This is a genomic window from Pukyongia salina (assembly GCF_002966125.1).
Classification (GTDB): domain Bacteria; phylum Bacteroidota; class Bacteroidia; order Flavobacteriales; family Flavobacteriaceae; genus Pukyongia; species Pukyongia salina.
The window spans coordinates 2,510,311-2,529,284 of the sequence record NZ_CP027062.1; the positions used below are offsets into that span (position 1 = coordinate 2,510,311).

General features: G+C 41.3%; 14 protein-coding genes. 2 read left to right on the forward strand and 12 right to left on the reverse strand.

Annotated features, from left to right (window positions below; translation table 11 throughout):
* Positions 1–37: 37 nt before the first annotated feature.
* The 3 genes from C5O00_RS11355 to C5O00_RS11370 form a co-directional block, all read right to left on the reverse strand.
* Entirely contained in the window at positions 38–325 is a 288-nt protein-coding gene (locus C5O00_RS11355) for a GIY-YIG nuclease family protein (RefSeq protein WP_105216968.1), read from the reverse strand.
* Positions 326–396: 71 nt separating this feature from the next.
* Positions 397–3,393 carry a DNA polymerase III subunit alpha gene (locus tag C5O00_RS11360; RefSeq protein WP_105216969.1) on the reverse strand — a complete coding sequence of 999 codons (2,997 nt, stop codon included), beginning with the start codon at positions 3,391–3,393 and terminating at the stop codon, positions 397–399.
* A 662-nt stretch (positions 3,394–4,055) separates the two neighbouring features.
* Positions 4,056–5,846, reverse strand: a complete 1,791-nt coding sequence (locus tag C5O00_RS11370) for a sulfatase-like hydrolase/transferase (RefSeq protein WP_105216971.1) — start codon at positions 5,844–5,846, stop codon at positions 4,056–4,058.
* Between the two features lie 446 nt (positions 5,847–6,292).
* On the opposite strand from C5O00_RS11370, the gene dnaK reads away from it, so the two are divergent.
* Positions 6,293–8,200: a molecular chaperone DnaK gene (dnaK, locus tag C5O00_RS11375; protein WP_105216972.1), complete on the forward strand. Its 1,908-nt coding sequence runs from the start codon at positions 6,293–6,295 to the stop codon at positions 8,198–8,200.
* A gap of 124 nt (positions 8,201–8,324) precedes the next feature.
* Here the strand turns inward: dnaK and C5O00_RS11380 are convergent, their stop codons facing one another.
* Together C5O00_RS11380 and C5O00_RS11385 are read right to left on the reverse strand one after the other, a co-directional pair.
* Complete coding sequence (locus C5O00_RS11380) at positions 8,325–9,029, reverse strand: hypothetical protein (protein WP_158676840.1); 705 nt, start codon at positions 9,027–9,029, stop codon at positions 8,325–8,327.
* 111 nt (positions 9,030–9,140) lie between these two features.
* A complete protein-coding gene (locus tag C5O00_RS11385; RefSeq protein WP_105216974.1) occupies positions 9,141–9,722 on the reverse strand; it encodes a phospholipase D-like domain-containing protein in 582 nt (193 codons plus the stop codon).
* Positions 9,723–9,916: 194 nt separating this feature from the next.
* On the opposite strand from C5O00_RS11385, the gene C5O00_RS11390 reads away from it, so the two are divergent.
* Positions 9,917–10,345 carry a phage tail protein gene (locus C5O00_RS11390; protein ID WP_105216975.1) on the forward strand — a complete coding sequence of 143 codons (429 nt, stop codon included), beginning with the start codon at positions 9,917–9,919 and terminating at the stop codon, positions 10,343–10,345.
* Between the two features lie 657 nt (positions 10,346–11,002).
* On the opposite strand, the gene C5O00_RS11395 is transcribed toward C5O00_RS11390, so the two are convergent.
* The 7 genes from C5O00_RS11395 to C5O00_RS11420 form a co-directional block, all read right to left on the reverse strand.
* Positions 11,003–12,892 (reverse strand): M61 family metallopeptidase, encoded by a 1,890-nt coding sequence (locus tag C5O00_RS11395; protein ID WP_105216976.1) that lies wholly within the window; start codon positions 12,890–12,892, stop codon positions 11,003–11,005.
* Between the two features lie 141 nt (positions 12,893–13,033).
* Entirely contained in the window at positions 13,034–13,681 is a 648-nt protein-coding gene (locus tag C5O00_RS11400) for a hypothetical protein (protein ID WP_158676841.1), read from the reverse strand.
* Between the two features lie 164 nt (positions 13,682–13,845).
* Positions 13,846–14,856, reverse strand: coding sequence for a serine/threonine-protein kinase (locus C5O00_RS11405; RefSeq protein WP_105216978.1), 1,011 nt, complete (start codon positions 14,854–14,856; stop codon positions 13,846–13,848).
* A 3-nt stretch (positions 14,857–14,859) separates the two neighbouring features.
* Positions 14,860–15,330 carry a hypothetical protein gene (locus C5O00_RS14500; protein WP_212390050.1) on the reverse strand — a complete coding sequence of 157 codons (471 nt, stop codon included), beginning with the start codon at positions 15,328–15,330 and terminating at the stop codon, positions 14,860–14,862.
* A gap of 159 nt (positions 15,331–15,489) precedes the next feature.
* On the reverse strand, positions 15,490–16,113 hold the full coding sequence (locus tag C5O00_RS11410; RefSeq protein WP_105216979.1) for a M35 family metalloendopeptidase: 624 nt from the start codon (positions 16,111–16,113) through the stop codon (positions 15,490–15,492).
* Between the two features lie 231 nt (positions 16,114–16,344).
* Complete coding sequence (locus C5O00_RS11415; protein WP_105216980.1) at positions 16,345–16,875, reverse strand: hypothetical protein; 531 nt, start codon at positions 16,873–16,875, stop codon at positions 16,345–16,347.
* An 80-nt stretch (positions 16,876–16,955) separates the two neighbouring features.
* Positions 16,956–18,812, reverse strand: a complete 1,857-nt coding sequence (locus C5O00_RS11420) for an eCIS core domain-containing protein (RefSeq protein WP_105216981.1) — start codon at positions 18,810–18,812, stop codon at positions 16,956–16,958.
* Between the last annotated feature and the right edge of the window lie 162 nt (positions 18,813–18,974).

The window sequence follows — 18,974 nt, forward strand, 5'->3', positions numbered from 1 at the left end:
ATATCTTAACTTAGCTAAGCTTTGATAAGTTGGTTAATTAGAATCTTTTTTTCGCGAGATTAGGAAGTTTATCATACTGGCCATTTATCAAAGCGGTTTTTTTGGCTTGCGACCAGTTATTAATTTGTTTCTCAATATCAATTGCCGAGGAGGGGTTTGTAAATTCTGAATAGAATACAAGCTTTAATGGCCTTCTGGCATAAGTATAATTATCCGGGCATCTCCCTAATGTGTGTTCTCCAAGACGCTTAAGCAGGTCGTTGGTATAGCCGGTATAGAAAGTCCCATCGGAACATTTCAATATGTAAACAAAATAAACTTTCATCACTTTTTTATTCGGTTCTCGATACAATCCGCCTTTGGCGGATCACTCGAACTGACAATTAAGCTAGACTCTTACGCCTTATTCTTATACCGTTTCGAGTGCACCCTTACCCGGGTGTCGTTATCTGCATAGCGCGGGTCCTCGATAATGGGGTAGCGTACCATCTTGGTTACCTCGATTGTGATACAGTCGAATTCTTCCATCACTTTTCCTGTGATCCCATAGATGCCTTTTCCGCGAAAGCGGTATTGTGCTGCGACCGGAGGAAAATGCACGGTGTCTATAAAATCACCGTCTCTGTCGAGGAAGGTTCCGAAGTGCATCCGTTTCCCGTTCGAGGTAGCAGTATTCTTCACCGTTACCAGATAGCCCTCGATGGTAATGATCTTTCCCACGTAGTCCGGGAGGTGTTTTGCTCGCATCTTACTCCGGGATGGAGCCAGTAGCAGTTTGAACGGATCGGACAGGGGAAACCCTATAAGTTCCATCTCATCAAAAGCTTCTTCCAGTTGTGTACTGGGGAGTTCGGGGGTTTTAAAACTAATCTTTTCTGTCTTGAAAAGAGTTTGAATGTTCTCGTCGAATGTTGTCTTGTTAATTTTCATATGTGCTTCCCATAAAAGTTCACGTTTGTTTCTTTTTGTAAACCGAAAGGCATCGATCTTTATTAAAATTGAGATCTGTTCCATAGAGATCGGGATCCTATCCAGAAAATCGTCCAGGCTCATGAAATAACCTTCTTTCGATCTTTTCTCGAGGATCTTTTTTATCACTCTGCTTTCCAATTGATGGAGGAACATAAATCCCAGGTAGATGTCCTTTCCCTGGATCACCGTTTCCGCCCGACTGTAATTCACACAGGGTGCCAGGATCCTGGCGCCGTGCATACGGGCTTCGTGTACGTATAGTTCGGGTCTGTAAAATCCACCACCATTATTTACGGTGGCGACCATATATTCTAGGGGGTAATAGGCTTTTAAGAACAGGCTCTGGTAACTCTCCACCGCATAGGAGGCCGAGTGCCCCTTGGCAAAGGCATAGCCTGCAAAACTCTCTATCTGTCGCCAGATCTCGCTGGTGAGATCGTCTGGTTTTCCGGAAGCCTTACAATTATCGAAAAAGCGGTCTTTCACTTTAAGGAACTCTTCCCGGGAGCGAAACTTCCCGGACATTCCCCTGCGAAGCATATCGGCTTCTCCCAGGGTGAGCCCTCCAAAATAGTGCGCTACCTTGATCACATCCTCCTGGTAAACCATCACTCCGTAGGTTTCGGGCATGATATCCATCATTACCGGGTGGGCTTCTTTTCGTCTTTCGGGAAAACGATACCGAAGGATGTATTCCCGCATCATTCCCGACTGGGAAACCCCCGGCCGAATTACCGAACTGGCTGCCACCAACCCCAGGTAGTTGTCTACCTGGAGTTTTTTAAGTAGCATCCTCATGGCTGGTGACTCCACGTAAAAACAGCCAATAGCTTTTGCATTGCTAAGCATATACTTAATGCGTTCGTCTTCCTTAAATCTTTTAATGTCGTGTATATCGATAGGCGGGAGGGTGGGTTGGTTATATTTCACGATCTCTACCGTATCCTTTATTTTTGCGAGGCCTCGCTGACTTAAAATATCGAACTTATACAGGCCTATATCTTCGGCGACCACCATATCGAACTGGGTGGTTGGGAATCCCTTTGGGGGCATGAAGGTGGCGGTATAATAGTGGATGGGCTTTTCGGAAATAAGAATACCACCTGCATGTATCCCCAGGTAATTTGGGAACCCCTGTATGCGTTTGCTGTACATCACCACCAGTTGCGAAAGTTTATCCAGCCTGCGGAAATCGTATTCGCCTTTAGAGAGCTTGTCCAGTTCTTCCTTCGGAAGTCCGAAAACCTTTCCTAATTCGCGGATGGAAGCTTTGTGTTTAAAGGTGTTGTAAACTGTTAGCAGGGCAGTATTCTTGAACCTTCTGAACATGAACTCGGTAATATCATCCCGGTCTGCCCAGGAGAAATCGATATCGAAATCGGGCGGATTCTTACGATAGAGATTGATGAATCGCTCGAAATACAGATCGAGCTCTATCGGGTCTACATCAGTGATGCGCAGCAGGTAGGCAACAATGCTGTTGGCACCACTACCGCGACCTACGTAGAAATAACCTTTGCTACGGGCATATTTCAATATCTTCCAGTTGATGAGGAAATAGGATACAAAGCCTTTCTCTTTGATGATATCCAGCTCTTTTTTTATGCGGTCCAGGATTGCATCGGTAGGGGTTTCGTAACGATAAGGCAGGCCTTCGTAGGTGAGTTTTTTCAGCAGCTTGTAATCGAGGGCCTCGTTGTTGGTATACGAATTCTGATTGTTGGGGGTCTCTTTTGTGAAATCGAATTCGATACGGCAGGACTCAAGCAGGTTCTCTGTGTTTTGTATCAGCTCGGGGAATTCGGCAAAGGCCTCCTTCAGGCTTTCTTCAGAGCAGAGCTGGTCGTATTCGTTGCCTTGCTCCGAAAGAGGTAGCTTACTAAGCAGGGTGTTATTATCGATGGCTCTTAGCAACCGGTGAGTATTAAAACCCTTTTTGCTGTTGTAGGTAACAGTTTGTAATACCAACAGCTTCTCCGGCCGCTTTTTCAAGGATGAGAATTTGAGTCGGTTAAGATCCTCCTTCCGAACCCCTATATATTCATGTTCTAATAGCTTATCTCCTTTATAGCTTCCGAAGGGATAGATCACATAGGTATGTGGTAATACTTCGGCGCGATCGGGAATAATTTCATCATTGTGAAGGAAACCCGACAGGTACCGATTGATATTGAGAAAACCTTCATTATTTCTTGCCAGCATAATGAACTGTTGCCGGGCACTGTTCCGGAAATCTACACCTACCACCGGACGAATCCCGAATTCAGGTGCCACGCGCACGATGTCCAGGCAGGCTGAAGTGGTATTGATATCGGTCACAGCCAGGGTTTTAATACCGTGATCCTGCGCCAGTTGGAGCAGTTCCTTGATGGCTAAAGTGCCATATCGAAGACTATAATATGTATGTGTATTTATAAACATCTTGGAATAATTCCAAATATATGGAAATATTCCAAAAGTTGTATGGGTTGTTAATAATTTTTTTAGTTAGTAGTTAGATGATAGAAATAACTAATAACAAGCACCAAATCTCAAATAAATTCCAATAACCAAAGGTTTGAATATTGATCATTATTTGTTATTTGAAAATTGTGATTTGTGATTTGAGAATGATGAGTGGTGAGTGGTTAATAGAACGATAGCAACTATCATCTTTGTTCTTTTCCTTTTTTTGCCCCTCCAAATCGTAGATTCACGAACACCAAAAAGTTTAATATTAGAGACGTGAGTAAAAAAAGGAGTAAAAAGGAGGCCTCTTCTAAGGTATTTTCAAAACGGCTTTCGCGTTTTGAAACCGGTTCCAAAACTCCGCGTCGCTTCGCTCCTGAATCTCGGAGCTTTTGTTCACCTATACTAACGAAGAGGAGTTTTCCGGCTATGCCGGAACTAAATTTCATATCGTGAGAAGTGAATAGAAGCCTATTTTATACAAGAGGAACTTGTGACAAAAATTGAATAATCAAATAACAAGCACCAAATCTCAAATAAATTCCAATATCCAAAGGTTTGAAAATTGAATATTGAATCATTATTTGTTATTTGAAAATTGTGATTTGTGATTTATGAGTAGTGAGTAGAAAAACTTATTGAATTTCCTCAAAAACAACTTCTCCTTGTTGATCCAATACTTTATAAACCCCGAAAGGGGCTCCTTCATAGATCTCGAGGTAGCTGCCATCGTTTTGAAGTTGCTCCAGGTATTTTGAGTCTTCACTCAAGTAGCTAAATAGTATCCGGAATAGGTTTACGCTTGAACGGAATTTGGAGTCGTATTCCGGGGCTTGCCCATTAGGCCACCTGATCGCCAACACAGCACTGAACACCGAATTAAGCAGTACCTTATCATTAGAACGTGTTCTACTCTGGAAACCGTACTCATAACCAACATAGCCACCGTGATCGGCAGCAATAACGATAAGCGCTTCCGGGTCCTGGGCAGTGATTAGCCCCACCACTTCTTTTAGCCATTCATTGGCTTCCTCCAGTCTTTCCAAGTACAACTCCCGCTCTTTTTCCATGCCCAGGGAGGCCGCCTGCCTGAACTGTACATGCGCCGGTGCGATCTTCTCCACAAAAACAAATCGCTTACCCGAATTTTCATCATCTAGTATTTTCTCAAGATCTGCAGCTAGGTCCTTTTTTAGGTCGAAGCCTCTCGATAATAATGGGATCTCATCATAACCGATATTACAATGATCGAATGCCATTTTTGGTCGATTGAGCACCAGGTAGGGCGTCTCCAGCAGCAAATGTGTGTTGTACCCATTGTTATTGAAAATGGAAACAACGGCATTATCTCCTGTGATCACCGATCGGTATTTTGAAGGGGTTTTTCCGGTCTTCCGCGGATTGCTGAAATAATGATGTTTCATTGTTAGCAGCGAACTGTTGGAAGTTACCGTATTGGGGTAATTGCTTCGGAAGTGATCATAGGTCTTGAAATTTTTTTCTGAAAGGAATGACTCGAGATCGCTGTTATTGTAGTTGTACGGTGCTTCCGAAAGATTGCCGAAATTCACGTAGCCGTCCGGTTGGATAAAGTATACATTTGGTTGTTTCTGAAATGTCACTTCTTCGATGGCATCGGGTTGCTCCATCCAGGCGGTATCGTAATTTATATAACGGGTTAAAAAGGGAACAAGAGTGAATAATACTGTGATCGCCAATATGAACTGCAGTACGATCACCTTTTTAAGGTGTTTATGCAATAAAGCCCCTAGCAAGCCCGCAACAAGCACAACCATGAGGAAGAATTCTTTTTTAGACCCCTCTGTAATGATCACGATAAGCCCGGCAAAGACGCAGAAATTCATCACCGAAAGGGCATATTTATGCAATTTGGGAAATAAACCGATCTTTTTTAGAGACCACAGTACAAGAGGAAATAGTAGTACAGGCAGCAGCACGAAAGTACCAAAATGAAATGCAAACTGTTCCCAGGAATTAATAAGGTTGAAATTGGCGTCGTAGGTATTGAGTAGCGGATACAGGCCCGCGGCGATGCCTGCGAGTACAGGGTATTCCTTAGGGCCATTCACAAAAGTAAGTATGCTTTTCCTGAGGTTTGATAGCATGCCCGAAGATAGTAAAAAGTAGTTAGAAGTGAGTGGTGAATGGTGAATGGTGAGTAGTGAATAATTAACAGTAAGATAATGACTATCATCTTTGTTCTTTTCCTTTTTTTGCCCCTCCAAAAAAAGGAGTAAAAAGGAGGCCTCTTCTAAGGTATTTTCAAAACGGCTTTCGCGTTTTGAAACCGGTTCCAAAACTCCGCGTCGCTTCGCTCCTGAATCTCGGAGCTTTTGTTCACCTATACTAACGAAGAGAAGTTTTCCGGCTACGCCGGAACTAAATTTTATATAGTTAGGAGACAATGGTGAATGGTGAATGGTGAGAAGAATCTAAATAATCAAATAACAAGCACCAAATTTCAAATAAATTCCAAATGCCAAGTACCAAATTTCAAATAAATTCCAAATTCCAAGTATCAAATTTCAAATAAATGCCAATGACCAATGGGGTGAATATTTATCATTGATCCTTATTTGTTTTTTAAAAATTGTGATTTGTGAGTTGTGAACTATAAATGATAATCCTGTAAAAAGTTAAAAATTTCTGTATTTACCTGCAATAGGGATTGAGCCAAATACCGTGTATGGGCGAAAGCCCGGGCCCCATGTAGCAGAGCGAAGCACACTACAGGGGCATTGCCCAGACCATCAAACTGACAGGGTGTCATATTCCGGGCGATGGCACAATGATTGTCATAGTGTTATCGATTTAAAACCTGAAATAACATTATAATTTATACAATAACGCTATGAGCAAAATAATTGGAATCGACTTAGGGACAACGAACTCGTGTGTTTCGGTAATGGAAGGAAGCGAGCCTACCGTAATCCCTAATGCCGAAGGAAAAAGAACAACTCCTTCTGTAATCGCATTTGTGGAGGATGGTGAGATCAAGGTTGGGGATCCTGCAAAACGTCAGGCCGTAACCAACCCTACCAAAACCATCGCTTCCATTAAGCGTTTCATGGGGAATAAATATTCAGAATCTAAGAAAGAAGCAGAACGCGCCGCTTATAAAGTGGTGAAAGGTGACAATGATACACCTCGTGTGGATATTGATGGCCGACTATACACGCCACAGGAACTTAGTGCGATGATCCTTCAGAAAATGAAGAAGACCGCCGAAGATTACCTGGGAACCGATGTATCTCGCGCCGTGATCACTGTTCCTGCTTATTTTAATGACAGTCAGAGACAAGCTACCAAAGAAGCCGGAGAAATTGCCGGTCTGAAGGTAGAGCGTATCATTAACGAGCCTACTGCGGCTGCGTTGGCATACGGACTGGATAAGAAAAGTACAGACCAGAAGATCGTAGTATTCGACTTTGGTGGTGGTACTCATGATGTATCTATCCTTGAATTGGGTGACGGTGTATTTGAAGTACTATCAACCGATGGAGATACTCACCTGGGTGGTGACGATGTGGACCAGAAGATCATCAACTGGCTGGCAGACGAATTTGAGAAAGAGGAGAGCATGGACCTTAGAAAGGACCCAATGGCGCTTCAACGACTTAAAGAAGCTGCCGAAAAGGCTAAGATCGAATTGTCTGCTTCTACGCAAACAGAGATCAACTTACCATATATAACTGCGACCAGTAGCGGACCTAAGCACCTTGTGAAAACACTAAGCCGTGCGAAGTTCGAGCAACTGATCGATGATCTGGTAAAGAGAACCATTGCTCCTTGTGAGACCGCGCTTAAAGCTGCCGGGTTATCGAAGAGCGATATAGACGAAATTATCCTAGTAGGAGGTTCTACTCGTATTCCTGCAGTTCAGGAAGCGGTGGAGAAGTTCTTCGGAAAGGCACCGAGTAAAGGTGTGAACCCAGATGAGGTAGTGGCTGTAGGAGCTGCGATCCAGGGTGGAGTATTGACCGGAGATGTAAAGGATGTATTGCTACTGGATGTGACTCCGCTTTCATTAGGTATTGAAACCATGGGAAGTGTGATGACCAAACTTATTGAGGCCAATACAACCATCCCTACCAAGAAATCGCAGATCTTTAGTACAGCGGCCGACAATCAGCCAAGTGTTGAGATCCACGTACTACAGGGTGAGCGCCCAATGGCGAACGATAACAAGACCATTGGTAGATTCCACCTGGATGGGATTCCACCAGCACCAAGAGGGGTACCTCAAATTGAAGTAACCTTCGATATAGATGCTAACGGTATCATTAAAGTAAGTGCAACCGATAAGGCTACAGGTAAGTCTCAGGATATTCGTATTGAGGCCAGCTCCGGACTAACAGAGGAAGAAATTCAGAAAATGAAAGCTGAAGCTGAAGCAAATGCAGAAGCAGATAAGGCTGCCAAGGAGAAAGTTGATAAGATCAACGAGGCGGATGCCATGATCTTCCAGACCGAGAAGCAACTGAAAGAGTTTGGCGATAAGCTAAGCGATGATAAGAAGAAGCCTATCGAGGATGCCCTGGAAGAGCTGAAGAAAGCATACGAAACCAAAGAGGTGGAGACGATCGAACCAGCATTGGAGAAGATCAACGAAGCCTGGAAGACTGCTTCGGAAGAGCTTTATAAGGCACAGGCCGAAACTCAGCAAGGCGCTCCAGCCGGAGATGCAGGAGATACTGCACAACAGAACGGTAGTGAGAATGCTGATGTAGAGGATGTAGACTTCGAAGAAGTGAAGTAATTAAGGGAAACTGTTTTTCTCTTTAACCTATGAGGTAGTGTAGAGAATTAAGGAAACCCGGATAAATAAAAGAACCCTGCTACGGCAGGGTTTTTTGTTTGCGGCTTATACCAACCGAGTGTAACTATCCTCCGCAACCCAAGGCCTCCATTTGCTGGCCTAATGTAAATAAACGATCAGCGACACTTCCGGGATGAAAGTGATATTCGAGCAGTTCGGTTAAAATTTGATCCCTGGGTGTATAGGCATCGGTATATAAACCTGTACAATAATTGGGTCCAGCTAGCGCACTAATTATCCTATACGAAGTTTTAGGTGCTTTCGTCGCAAATTCTGTCCAGTTTAATGTTCCATCTACATCGCAAGATTCCACGAACTTATTGATAAAACCAGATAATAGATCGGCTTTCTTTTGATTGTTCAAATTATAGATCTCTTCGGTACAATGCATAATGGTAGTACCGCCAAAGATAGAAAGTGCCTGCATACCCTTTAGATCGTATTTTAGTTTGCAATCTTCAGCGGCTTCAGCTTCCTTTTCCAATTCGTTATAATGATAAACGTATAAGGAAATTAGAGCCATACAATGGTAGTAGGGCTCGTCTAGTTCGTTTAAAAAGTCGGCCGTGTCTTTCATCTTATCATTCCACCACTTATTAAACTTGTCCATGTCATCTTCGCTGTATTGAGCATTATCGTCGGAATTTTCACCTCGTCTCTCGTCATCCATTTTAGCGGTTTGCTTTACCGAGTCGAAGATACTCTGTGCCTGGATCTGGCTACTTAGCATTGATAGGGAGAATAAAATTAGAGTAAAAATGATTTTCATGTCTGTAAGTTGTTGGTTTACATAAAGATAAAAAAATAAACAATAGGAAAATGGAACGTGAGATATATTGGATCGTATATCTCCACTATCTTTTTATTATCAAACCGGATATTATTTTTTTATCCGAACACGTAAGAGTTTGCTCAGGGTATCGATCTCGGTTTCAGAGTCGATATATTTTTTGGACAGCCCCAGCATCTTATCTTCAAATTCGGGCACACGCCTATAGAGTAAGTTGCTGTTCTCGATCACATTCTGAAAATAATTCCAGGATTCAGAATCCACGGTATGGCCGGTGATACCACCCATGAGCGATTGGTTTACTTGGATACCAAATTCTATGGTATTATTATTAGGCTGAATATCATGTAGCAGCATAGAACATAGTAAGGCTTTATTTTCGTTCGCGTAATAATTTGCACGTAGCCTTGGCTCATGTCGAATTTCGATATTCGGAAATCCTGATACAAATTTAAAATCCTCTTTACTGAAACTTTGTGAAATATTGTCTTTATCATTTCCGAAGACCAAAGTTATCTTCACACGCTGTTCCTGCTCCTTCTCGGAGAGTAATTCCTTTACCCAGGGTTGAAGTTTGATCGAGGGTGAGATAAGGATGATCTCCTCTTTGGCATCTTCCAGAATTTCCTGGAGACAGGCCGTCATTAAACTATTCTTGATGAAGTTTGCCATGGGTAATGCGATGGTTAAACACAGGTTAGATCTAAAGTTTATATTCCCTGAATATCAATACGAAGATAATGACGAAAAGCATTATATCATATACCAGAAAATAAAAATAATACGCCTTATGGGCCGATGAAAAAAAGTAAATACATTAAATTTCAATTGCTTAGCTTTATATACTAATCTAAAATCAATTAGAAATGAAAAAAACAATTCTTATCACCGTTTTCTTCCTGTTCATTTCCCTTGGAACTTATGCACAGGAGGGTTTTATTGGAGAAGTTCGGCTATTTGCCGGTAATTTTGCGCCACGCGGATGGGCATTTTGTGATGGGCAGCTCTTGGCTATCTCAACCAATACAGCACTATTTTCCATCCTGGGAACCACCTATGGAGGAGACGGCCGAACCACATTTGGATTACCCGACCTAAGGGGTAGAACTGCCGTAGGACCACGGCGCGGGCCTGGACTGGACGAAGTACGTTTAGGGCAAAAATTTGGAGGTATGCCTGTTTCAAGCAATAGTGGAGAATCCTCTCATACCTCGGCATCCCGAACCAGAACCACTCCGGGAATTGGGTTGAATTATATTATCTGTTTATCAGGAGTGTTTCCTTCGAGGAGTTAGGAGGGAATGGTGAATTGAAGCTTAATCTAAACTAGAAAAGCCCAGGGCAGAAATTGAAAAATCAAATAACAAGCACCAGAATTCAAATAAATTCCAACTTCCAAGTACCAAATCTCAAATAAATTCCAATAACCAATGGTTTGAAAATTGAATATTGATCATTGATTATTATTTGTTTTTTGGGTATTGTGAATTGTGATTTGTTAAGCGTGAGTGGTGAATAGTTAGAAGTGAAAGAAGAATCTACTTAAATTCACAAAAGTCAGGGCGTAGCCCTGCAAGTCTTCGGTGCAGAATATGCGAAGAAAACTTCGAGATTCAGGAGCGAAGCGACGCGGAGTTTTCGAGCGGTTTTTGCTGAAGGCAAAAAATTCCTCAGCGAAGTGCCTTTTCTTTTGCTTCGTTTTCTTTGGGCAAACAAAGAAAATGAAGAGAGTAATAAGGCAATGCAAAAAAGAAAATATGATTAAAAAATCTAATTAATGCTTATTAACCTTCCGTATTGGGCAAGACAAATGCGAAGCATTCATGAATTCCTAAAACAATAGTAGCGCGTGAATAAAGAAAATGAAGAGAGTAAGAAGGCAATGCATAAAAGAAAATATGATTATAAAAAGAAAACCCGCCATTTGGCGGGTTTTTTAACTTGTTATTACATTACCCTTTAAGCCACGCCTTGCGTAGTGTTATTTGCGCTTCCGTCGCATCTTCCATTTCCTGTAGCTGGGTTCCTTCGGTATACGATTGGGTGGTAGTGGTTTCTATAAGTACTTCTTCTCCATTGCGTTCAAGTTTTACACTAACCTCCGTCCCCGGGGTCCAGAGAAATACGTTCTGCAATACTTCGTTCGCGTTTTGTAAAGTAAGTTGGGTGCCATTTACTTCCTTGATAATATCTCCGGGCTGGGCTCCGTTTTCGGCCCAGAAGCTGTTTAATGCTACCTGGTCGTTGAAGAAGATCCCGCGTATTGGGTCACCGTCTACAATGAGAGCACCGGCATTTTGTATATAATCTGTTTTTATCTTTCCGCTAACGATCTCCAGACCTACTTTTTCGAAGAACTGGTTATAATCGATAGGAGTGGAGCCAATCACATGAGTTTCGAAGAATTCTCCAATAGAGGGGTAGGTCATTTGAGTAATTTCTTCGAATAACTTATCGTCTTCAAAGGGCCGGTCTTTCCCGTATTTATTAGATAGTTCCTTCATAAGTGAAAGGATACCACGATTCCCATCACTTTCGTCCCGCATAAGGATATCTATGCACATCCCGATAAGTGCTCCTTTTTGGTATACATTGTAGTATTGCTGGGCATACGGCTCCACCAGCACATTCTCGCTCATTTCGGTAAAGCTGAGGCTGTCGTTCATCTGGCGGGATACCTGGATCTTGTTCATCATATTGCTGTAGAACTCTTCTTCCGGAATCAATCCCTGGTCTACCTGGAACAGATGGGCGAAATATTCGGTTACGCCTTCGTACATCCAAAGGTGTTTGGAGAAGGAAGGATCGTTATAGTCGAAATAATGCACATCTTCCGAATGGATAGACAAAGGGCTCACGATATGAAAGAACTCATGGGAAACAAGTTCTACCATGCTTTTCGCCAGGGCAGCAGGTGGCATTTGTTCCGGCATTACCGCAACGGTAGAGGTGTGGTGCTCCAGGGCGCCAAATCCTTTGGGCGACTCCGGGGTACCGGCGCTAAGGTATAGGTAGATATCGTAACGCGGCGTGCTATCCAGATCCCCCAGATATGCTTTCTGTGCCTGCATCATGGTATAGATGGTTTCCTTCAGGCTGGTGGCCGAGTGCATATCGTTGGGCGAATAGACACTAAGTACAACTTTGATCCCGCTGAGGTCGAATTCTTCCACGCTTAGATCCCCCAACATCATTGGGTTGTCTGTAATATCGAAATAACGGGGCGCATAATAGCTTGTGGTTATCGTACCGGCCTCCACATTCTCCTTTTGGGCCGTTTGCTGCAGTGCAGAAGTACGTACAAAACTAGCAGGGGCTGTAACGTCCAGGGAGTAGGACGCATTTTTAAGAGAATCGAAATAACCAATAAAACCGTGCAGGTTAAGCACATAGTTATTAGGTTCTATATTGGTTCCTGCAGGGGAGAAGGGTACTTCCCCGCCAATACCGCCTACTACCTCCTCATCGAAGGTGTCGTTTACGTAATAGGTGATATAATCCAGCTCGGCGGCGTTACTGATCTCCCAGGAATTGGTATCGGTCTTGTTTACGGTAAGCTCGTTGCCTTTGTAGTCTACGGCTTTAAAATCGTCTATATATCTCCCAAAATCACCCACGGCATAGGTTCCCTGCACTACTTTTGGGAGGCGATAGGTAGCCTTTTCGGAGGTAAATCGGTCGGGGTTAACGGTAACCGGAACTTTATCGTCCACCACCGCACTGAGGTCGATATGGGTAACAATAGAAGAAGTTGAGATGGCCGGGTCGCCGGGCACGATGGCATAGGTATAGCTTGTTACCAGGAAGATAGCGGCCAGCAGCGTGAAGATTTTAGTTTTCATACGTATATAATTAAAGTCTAATGGAACATTAGACTCGGGTTTTGGGGAAATGTTACGTATGGGTAGGCGGTTTGGGAAATTTTTAGGGTGAATGAGGTATGAATTTAGGTAATCATGAATTCGTAATGCATAGCCAAAGCTTCAAAATCTTTGTTGATACATTTGATTGCATGAAGGGCATCGGAATAACTGCCCAGGAGAAACATGAATAAAATAAGTTAGTCGACATTTGAAACATTGAACTGATTCTCCGAAGGTTTTATCCTTATTACCGTTGGCTAAAAATAACCCGATCCCTAGTCCTATGAGGCCACCTGTCCATTTATCTTCGGCTAATGCCGCACCAGCAGCTGAACTCAATGCGACTGTTGTTACAGTACTGGTGTTATCAAAACTTTGAATTATTGGTTTAAGATAATTTCTCCAGTTATAATTATTCGGGTCGTAAACAATAAAATGATCTAAATGTGGAATTACAATTCCCAATTTACCCGTGTCCTTAGTCTTTTCGAAGACAAATACCTTTTTGTTTAATCCTTTTGCAACACCAGTTTCCCAAGCAATCCAATCCCTGGTATGTTTTAAATCCTCGATTTGCTCATCTAGTAATACGAATAATGCGCAAGAAGATTCTATATCGTCTTTAATCTTTTGATTGCTAATGTGACGGCCTTCTTGCTGATCGTACTCCTCGTAGATTGCAGATACCTTTAAAGTTGAGAATATCTTATTAAAAAAATCTATGCTTTCAGTGTCTCTTGAAGAATGTGATATAAATATTCTAGACATATTATTATATGGGTTTATATAAGTTATCACCAACGGTCTTGTATATGAAAATTAGCGAATTTAATGTCATACTTTTCGGATTATACTTGACCTTTAATTTATTCTTTATGCTTCTTTTAAACGATTAAACCGCTATTTTTTATAAACGCAGTTAATTTTAGAACTTATATCCGCAATGTTGTTTCTTGGATTATTTTAAAAAACTCTTTTTTCGCAGTTATTTCATCTGGTATTTGCGAACAACAATGTTTGTTATCTCTCCGCCCGTTTTTTTTAAAATCTATGAAATAACCTGTTCGTTTGCTATATCTTATTAGTTCATAATTATCATTCCCACATTTACCTCTCCAATGACCATCAGAAACATAAGACCAATTTACTGCTAATCTAATTTTTTGTAAAGCTTGTCTAAATTCAAGACAAGTTTTATATCTATCATTTCGATTTGGTTTCATAGACTTCCGCACAGCTCTTAAAACAGATTTTGGTATATGCAGTTGAAATTCTCTTTTCGGAAATTTTTCGCGTTTGACTGCATTTAACCAATCGGCATCGTTTGCATATGGAACATTCAAAGTCCTTATATTATTTAATAGTCTATAAAAGGTAATACCCAAAGAATAAATATCACTTAGCTCATCTTGTTCAACACCTTCTAAGACTTCTGGTGGAAGATGAGAATTATACCCAGCAAAAGCAAAAGGTTGATTAGCTAAACCATAAGCAAGTCCAAAATCAGAAAGTTTAGCAGTTAAGTTGTCGCTGAAAAGGATGTTGCCAGGTTTGATATCTCTATGAAATATCCCTTCATTATGTGCGTGTTCAAGTCCAAATAGAACGTCAGATGTTATTTTTATTGCTTTCTTAACTGTAACAAAGTTCTTCTCTAAAAACCCTTGTGCACTACCTTTTGATAAGTATTCCATTGCGATACAAGGAACAAGATTATTGTGAATTTGATGAATATCAATTTCTTTAATGTCTACAATATTTCTATGTCGGCATTTTTCTAATATTTGTGCCTCGTTTATTGCATTTATAAATTCTTGAGGGTTTTGAACGCTAATAAGCTTGATGGCTCTCTCAACATTTAAAAGATTGTCTTTTGCACGGAAGACTTTTCCGAAATTCCCACCTCCAATAAATCCAATGGTTGTAAATTTTCCTATATCCATTTTTTATAATTGTAGCATCGCAACTAATGCGCTATTCCGCATATTCCTATTCCAATATGGTGGGTGAGTACCCAAAACATTATCAACATATTGGTCAAGATTGGTGCCATTCGGTTGATTAAATTTATTTGGTCTTATTGAGGCAGGTGATGTGTGACAAATATCTATTTGGCGTCTATGACATAATAAGTTTAAAACTGCTTGTGCATAATAGACACAATGAACATAATTGTTGGTAACGTTATTAATTGTCAATCTATAACTAACTCTGTCGGGATTAAAGTTATTTAAAATTGCGGTTAGTTCATTCTCAAACCAATCTACCGTTTCTGGAATACTATGATTTGCGGGTAGACTTATTTTGTTTTTAGAAATTAAGTTTGGCGCAGTAGTAGTTCCATCAACAACGACGAAATAAATGTCTGATGATGTGAAATTAAATCCTATTGATGTCATAATTTTAGATTGGTTCATGTATTATTTCTAGAGCGTTATACGTACTATATTATAGATTATATCTAAGATCCATCATTATCCGGTCCCCAATTCATTAAAATTCCCTTTCATTGATTATTCCTCGTAAATTTCAACATTCATTCAAAGTTATCCTTACGGTTTCCCTCAACCATGATATCACCCATCCCGCCATACTATTAAACAATAGTGTTCATAGTTGTCAGGGCTGCGGCGTGCCTCTCCGGGATTATGCAAAGCCAATTTCAATGCAATTGAGCCTTCATTCACCTTTTGGCCTTTTATTTTTTTATCCTGGAACCAAACATGCATCAATTCATGCAGTAACGTTGCTGCCATCTTATCATTTTTGTCTTCAAAACGTTCGAATAACTTAGGGAACACCTGCATGCCTCTTGGCGTAAAAACCCATCCATAATTACGTGCATTCGATTCCTTATCGTTATTTGGTTTAACATTCATGGTGATTCCTTTCTCGGTACGTTTGTATAGTTTCTCTAACCGATTGCGAACATTTTTCGCCTTACCACTACTCTTCACTTCTCCAAACCATCGCTTTAAAAAGCGGTCGTTATTAAAACCAATCTGCCATTGGCGTTTTACATCAATGTCGAAAATATAGTCGGTATGGTCTAAGGCCTTCTTCGCCATGCTTTTTGCCAGTCGGGCAAGATTTAACAGCAGGCGTTCGGTGTCGTTCAGGCTCATGTCCAGCTCTTCCAGCTGGCGCGTGAGTTTGTCTTTGTCGTCCGCATTACTAGGAAATGTAACTTTATTTGCCATGGTAAATAGATATAAAAATCCCCTTACTGTTTCGCCACCGCCGGAGCGGGGTGAAGCAATGAGGGGAGAATACGTTATTAAAGGTAATAATTTTTTCTTTTCCTTAGGCAGCGAGGTGAGGGGTGAGAGGTGAGTGGAGGGTTAAAAGTACTATTTAGATAACAACATAATTTTTCTCTTGCGCTTGTGTAAATATTTAAATGGTAAATCTGAATTTCTGAATCTCTAAATTTATCCTTCATAATTCAAAAATCTTTCAAATCGGTCTTTGGCTTCCTCTTCAGCTTTATCTTTCCAGGCTGCTGGTGGCTCATGGTCCCACTTCCACTCTCCATCAGCGTCTTTTTCATAATGATATTTTATGCTTGATCCTCTAAATCGTTTGTCCTCAGCAATAAAGGTTGCCGTAAAGGATTCAAATTCATTTTGTTGCGGGACCTTGCCATTCACATGAAAATGCACCTGTACATTGTCTCGCGCATCTTCATAAAATGCTTCATTATTAATTCCCGCATTTTGCGCTCTTCCCACATTAAAACGTTCCCATGCCATGCCACTTTTTAAGTTATATTGGAGTTGAAAGATTCCAGTATTTCCAACGCTTTCCTTGATTGATAATTTTTTCGAAGTTGACAATTGTTGCAATCTCTTTAGCTGAACTGTTTCAGGACGATGGTCATCATGCTTTGATATTCCTAAGGATGTAGTATTGGGTAATTGTGATTTCCTGTTTTCATTTGATTTATGTGGAGTATGTCGCATTGCTTCAAGTTTTAATTATTCATTGTACTAATTTGAATATTCATAATTCATAGTTAATTATGTTTAAATTCAATTTATTGTCAACCATCTCTATTTAAGCGATTTACTGCAATAAAAGCAGCTGTGATTTCGCGAGCAAACTTAGGCCACTCATTCATAGGGACCCCATAATCATGAGGACTAAATGCTCGAATTTCCAACACGATGCCTTTTTCTCGTACAGGGATACAACAGCATATAGTTCCAGAAACAGGTCCCACTTTTTCCATTTTCATGTTATTGTCAGTCCAGGTCTTCTCGAAAGAAAGCCCGGGGCTAACTATATTCCTTATCCAATTAGCAACGGTAATTGTATCGTCGCGTTCGATGGTTCTATTGCTTCTTCTTGGGACATTAAGACCCGACGGAAATAGAGGTGTATTTCCAGAGCCACGATCCAAGCCTGCAGATTCTAATACATCCCCAATAAAGGTTGCCACATTGTTTATTGGTGCAGCTTTGGCTAAATTTCTTAGTTTACTCCTGCTTAACAGAGGGACATTGAGCTTGGCAGTAGGTAAGGGGCCTTGCGCAAGCTGTTGTCCAGCCACATAGGAAGCCAACAATGCGACCAATCCTCTATAATTAGGATTTACACTTTGAGTCTTTGCATTAGTCACGGCCGTTCCAATTATTTTTGATAGATCAGGATCCATAACGAGTGATTTACTTTCTTCATCATCCAAACCTCCTTCGTCATCATCAGACGACCAACTTTCGTTCTGCCCATAAACCGGCCATTTGCTTATACGTTCCATTATTTCGAATATTCGATCTGGTCTTACACCTCCTGTTACTTGTATATTACCTGAAGGTTCTGCATCTCGATGAAACCATCCAATGGCGATATTTGGTGTTAATTGCGTATAATTATTTCTTCCCAATGGCATTATTATCTGTTCATAGTAACCTTGAATCCGACTAACTATACCTTCCAGATCATCTGGATTTATTGCCTCGTCTACCGCATCGGTGATAAATTCGATATACCAACTTTGTGGTGGATGGCCATCCGGGGTTAACTTCCAACCATTACCTCTGTAGATTTCCTGTCCTTTGGTTAAGGTATTTTGAGTTGTAATGACATTAGTATCATTATATGATGGTTTGCCATATACAGGTTCAAAATCGTCATATTGCTCCAGAGCTTTCTGTTTCCCTTTTCTTCGTGAACTGTGGGATAAAAGTGGATCATCCTCTTCATGCTGTCTTACCGTGCCATTAACTATGTCGGCTTGAACTTCTATTTCCATACCAATTTTTCGTTGTGTTACCCCAAAATGTGCGTTTACCGCCCCTACGTTCTTATTGTGGGATGAAGTGTTTAATGGGATGGAAGTAATCTGTTCTACGTTAGACGAATTCGCTCTCCCCCCCATCACATCAGCTTCTTTTTCCAGGCTACTATCATCATTTACCTTGGTTCCTTTTAGCTGTTTGGTGGGTTTCACCCTGCCTTGTTTTTGCTGTACCACGTGCCAGGCTTCGTGTGGTAAGTGCTTTTCTTGTCCGGGGGCCAGATGAATCTGGTTTCCCTGTGCATAGGCGTGAGCATTGAGCTGCGCAGGTTTACCGGAATTGCGATGTACTTGTACATCGTCCATGGAGATTCCCGATAAACTCTCTATACCTGTTTTTAGCCCGTCTGGTAATCCTGTATTGTTTTTTTTGGGCTGAACTACCGCATTGGAATAATTATTGGCGAGACCCTGTAGCTGTGCGGTATCGCTCTTTCCACAAAATCCATCAGCTTTTTTCTGAAGTACTTCTACATTATGAGAAATTGAACGCTTATCCTTAAACTGAAATAATTGCTCACCTCCATCGCTAACCTCATTTTGAGGTGCAACAGGGGTTTGTAGCTTTTGTTGTGGCGATTTGTCTACACCTTCTTTCAAACGCTTTTACTTAAATGCGTTTTCAAGATACCTCTTACCACGGGCCATTCAAATACGTATTTATGCGTAATTGAACGTGTTGATGGCTAAAGGTTTAAAGGCATACTAGTGGAAATTCTAGATCTCAAGCACCAAAACGTGAATAACTTTCAACTACCAAGC

Excerpts from the sequence above, each read along its gene's own strand:
- C5O00_RS11415 (WP_105216980.1), bottom strand. The coding sequence starts at position 16,875 with ATGCGACATACTCCACATAAATCAAATGAAAACAGGAAATCACAATTA.
- C5O00_RS11385 (WP_105216974.1), bottom strand. The coding sequence starts at position 9,722 with ATGGCAAACTTCATCAAGAATAGTTTAATGACGGCCTGTCTCCAGGAA.
- C5O00_RS11355 (WP_105216968.1), bottom strand. The coding sequence starts at position 325 with ATGAAAGTTTATTTTGTTTACATATTGAAATGTTCCGATGGGACTTTC.
- C5O00_RS11400 (WP_158676841.1), bottom strand. The coding sequence starts at position 13,681 with ATGTCTAGAATATTTATATCACATTCTTCAAGAGACACTGAAAGCATA.
- C5O00_RS11405 (WP_105216978.1), bottom strand. The coding sequence starts at position 14,856 with ATGGATATAGGAAAATTTACAACCATTGGATTTATTGGAGGTGGGAAT.
- C5O00_RS11360 (WP_105216969.1), bottom strand. The coding sequence starts at position 3,393 with ATGTTTATAAATACACATACATATTATAGTCTTCGATATGGCACTTTA.
- C5O00_RS11410 (WP_105216979.1), bottom strand. The coding sequence starts at position 16,113 with ATGGCAAATAAAGTTACATTTCCTAGTAATGCGGACGACAAAGACAAA.
- C5O00_RS11390 (WP_105216975.1), top strand. The coding sequence starts at position 9,917 with ATGAAAAAAACAATTCTTATCACCGTTTTCTTCCTGTTCATTTCCCTT.
- C5O00_RS11395 (WP_105216976.1), bottom strand. The coding sequence starts at position 12,892 with ATGAAAACTAAAATCTTCACGCTGCTGGCCGCTATCTTCCTGGTAACA.
- dnaK (WP_105216972.1), top strand. The coding sequence starts at position 6,293 with ATGAGCAAAATAATTGGAATCGACTTAGGGACAACGAACTCGTGTGTT.
- C5O00_RS11380 (WP_158676840.1), bottom strand. The coding sequence starts at position 9,029 with ATGAAAATCATTTTTACTCTAATTTTATTCTCCCTATCAATGCTAAGT.
- C5O00_RS14500 (WP_212390050.1), bottom strand. The coding sequence starts at position 15,330 with ATGAACCAATCTAAAATTATGACATCAATAGGATTTAATTTCACATCA.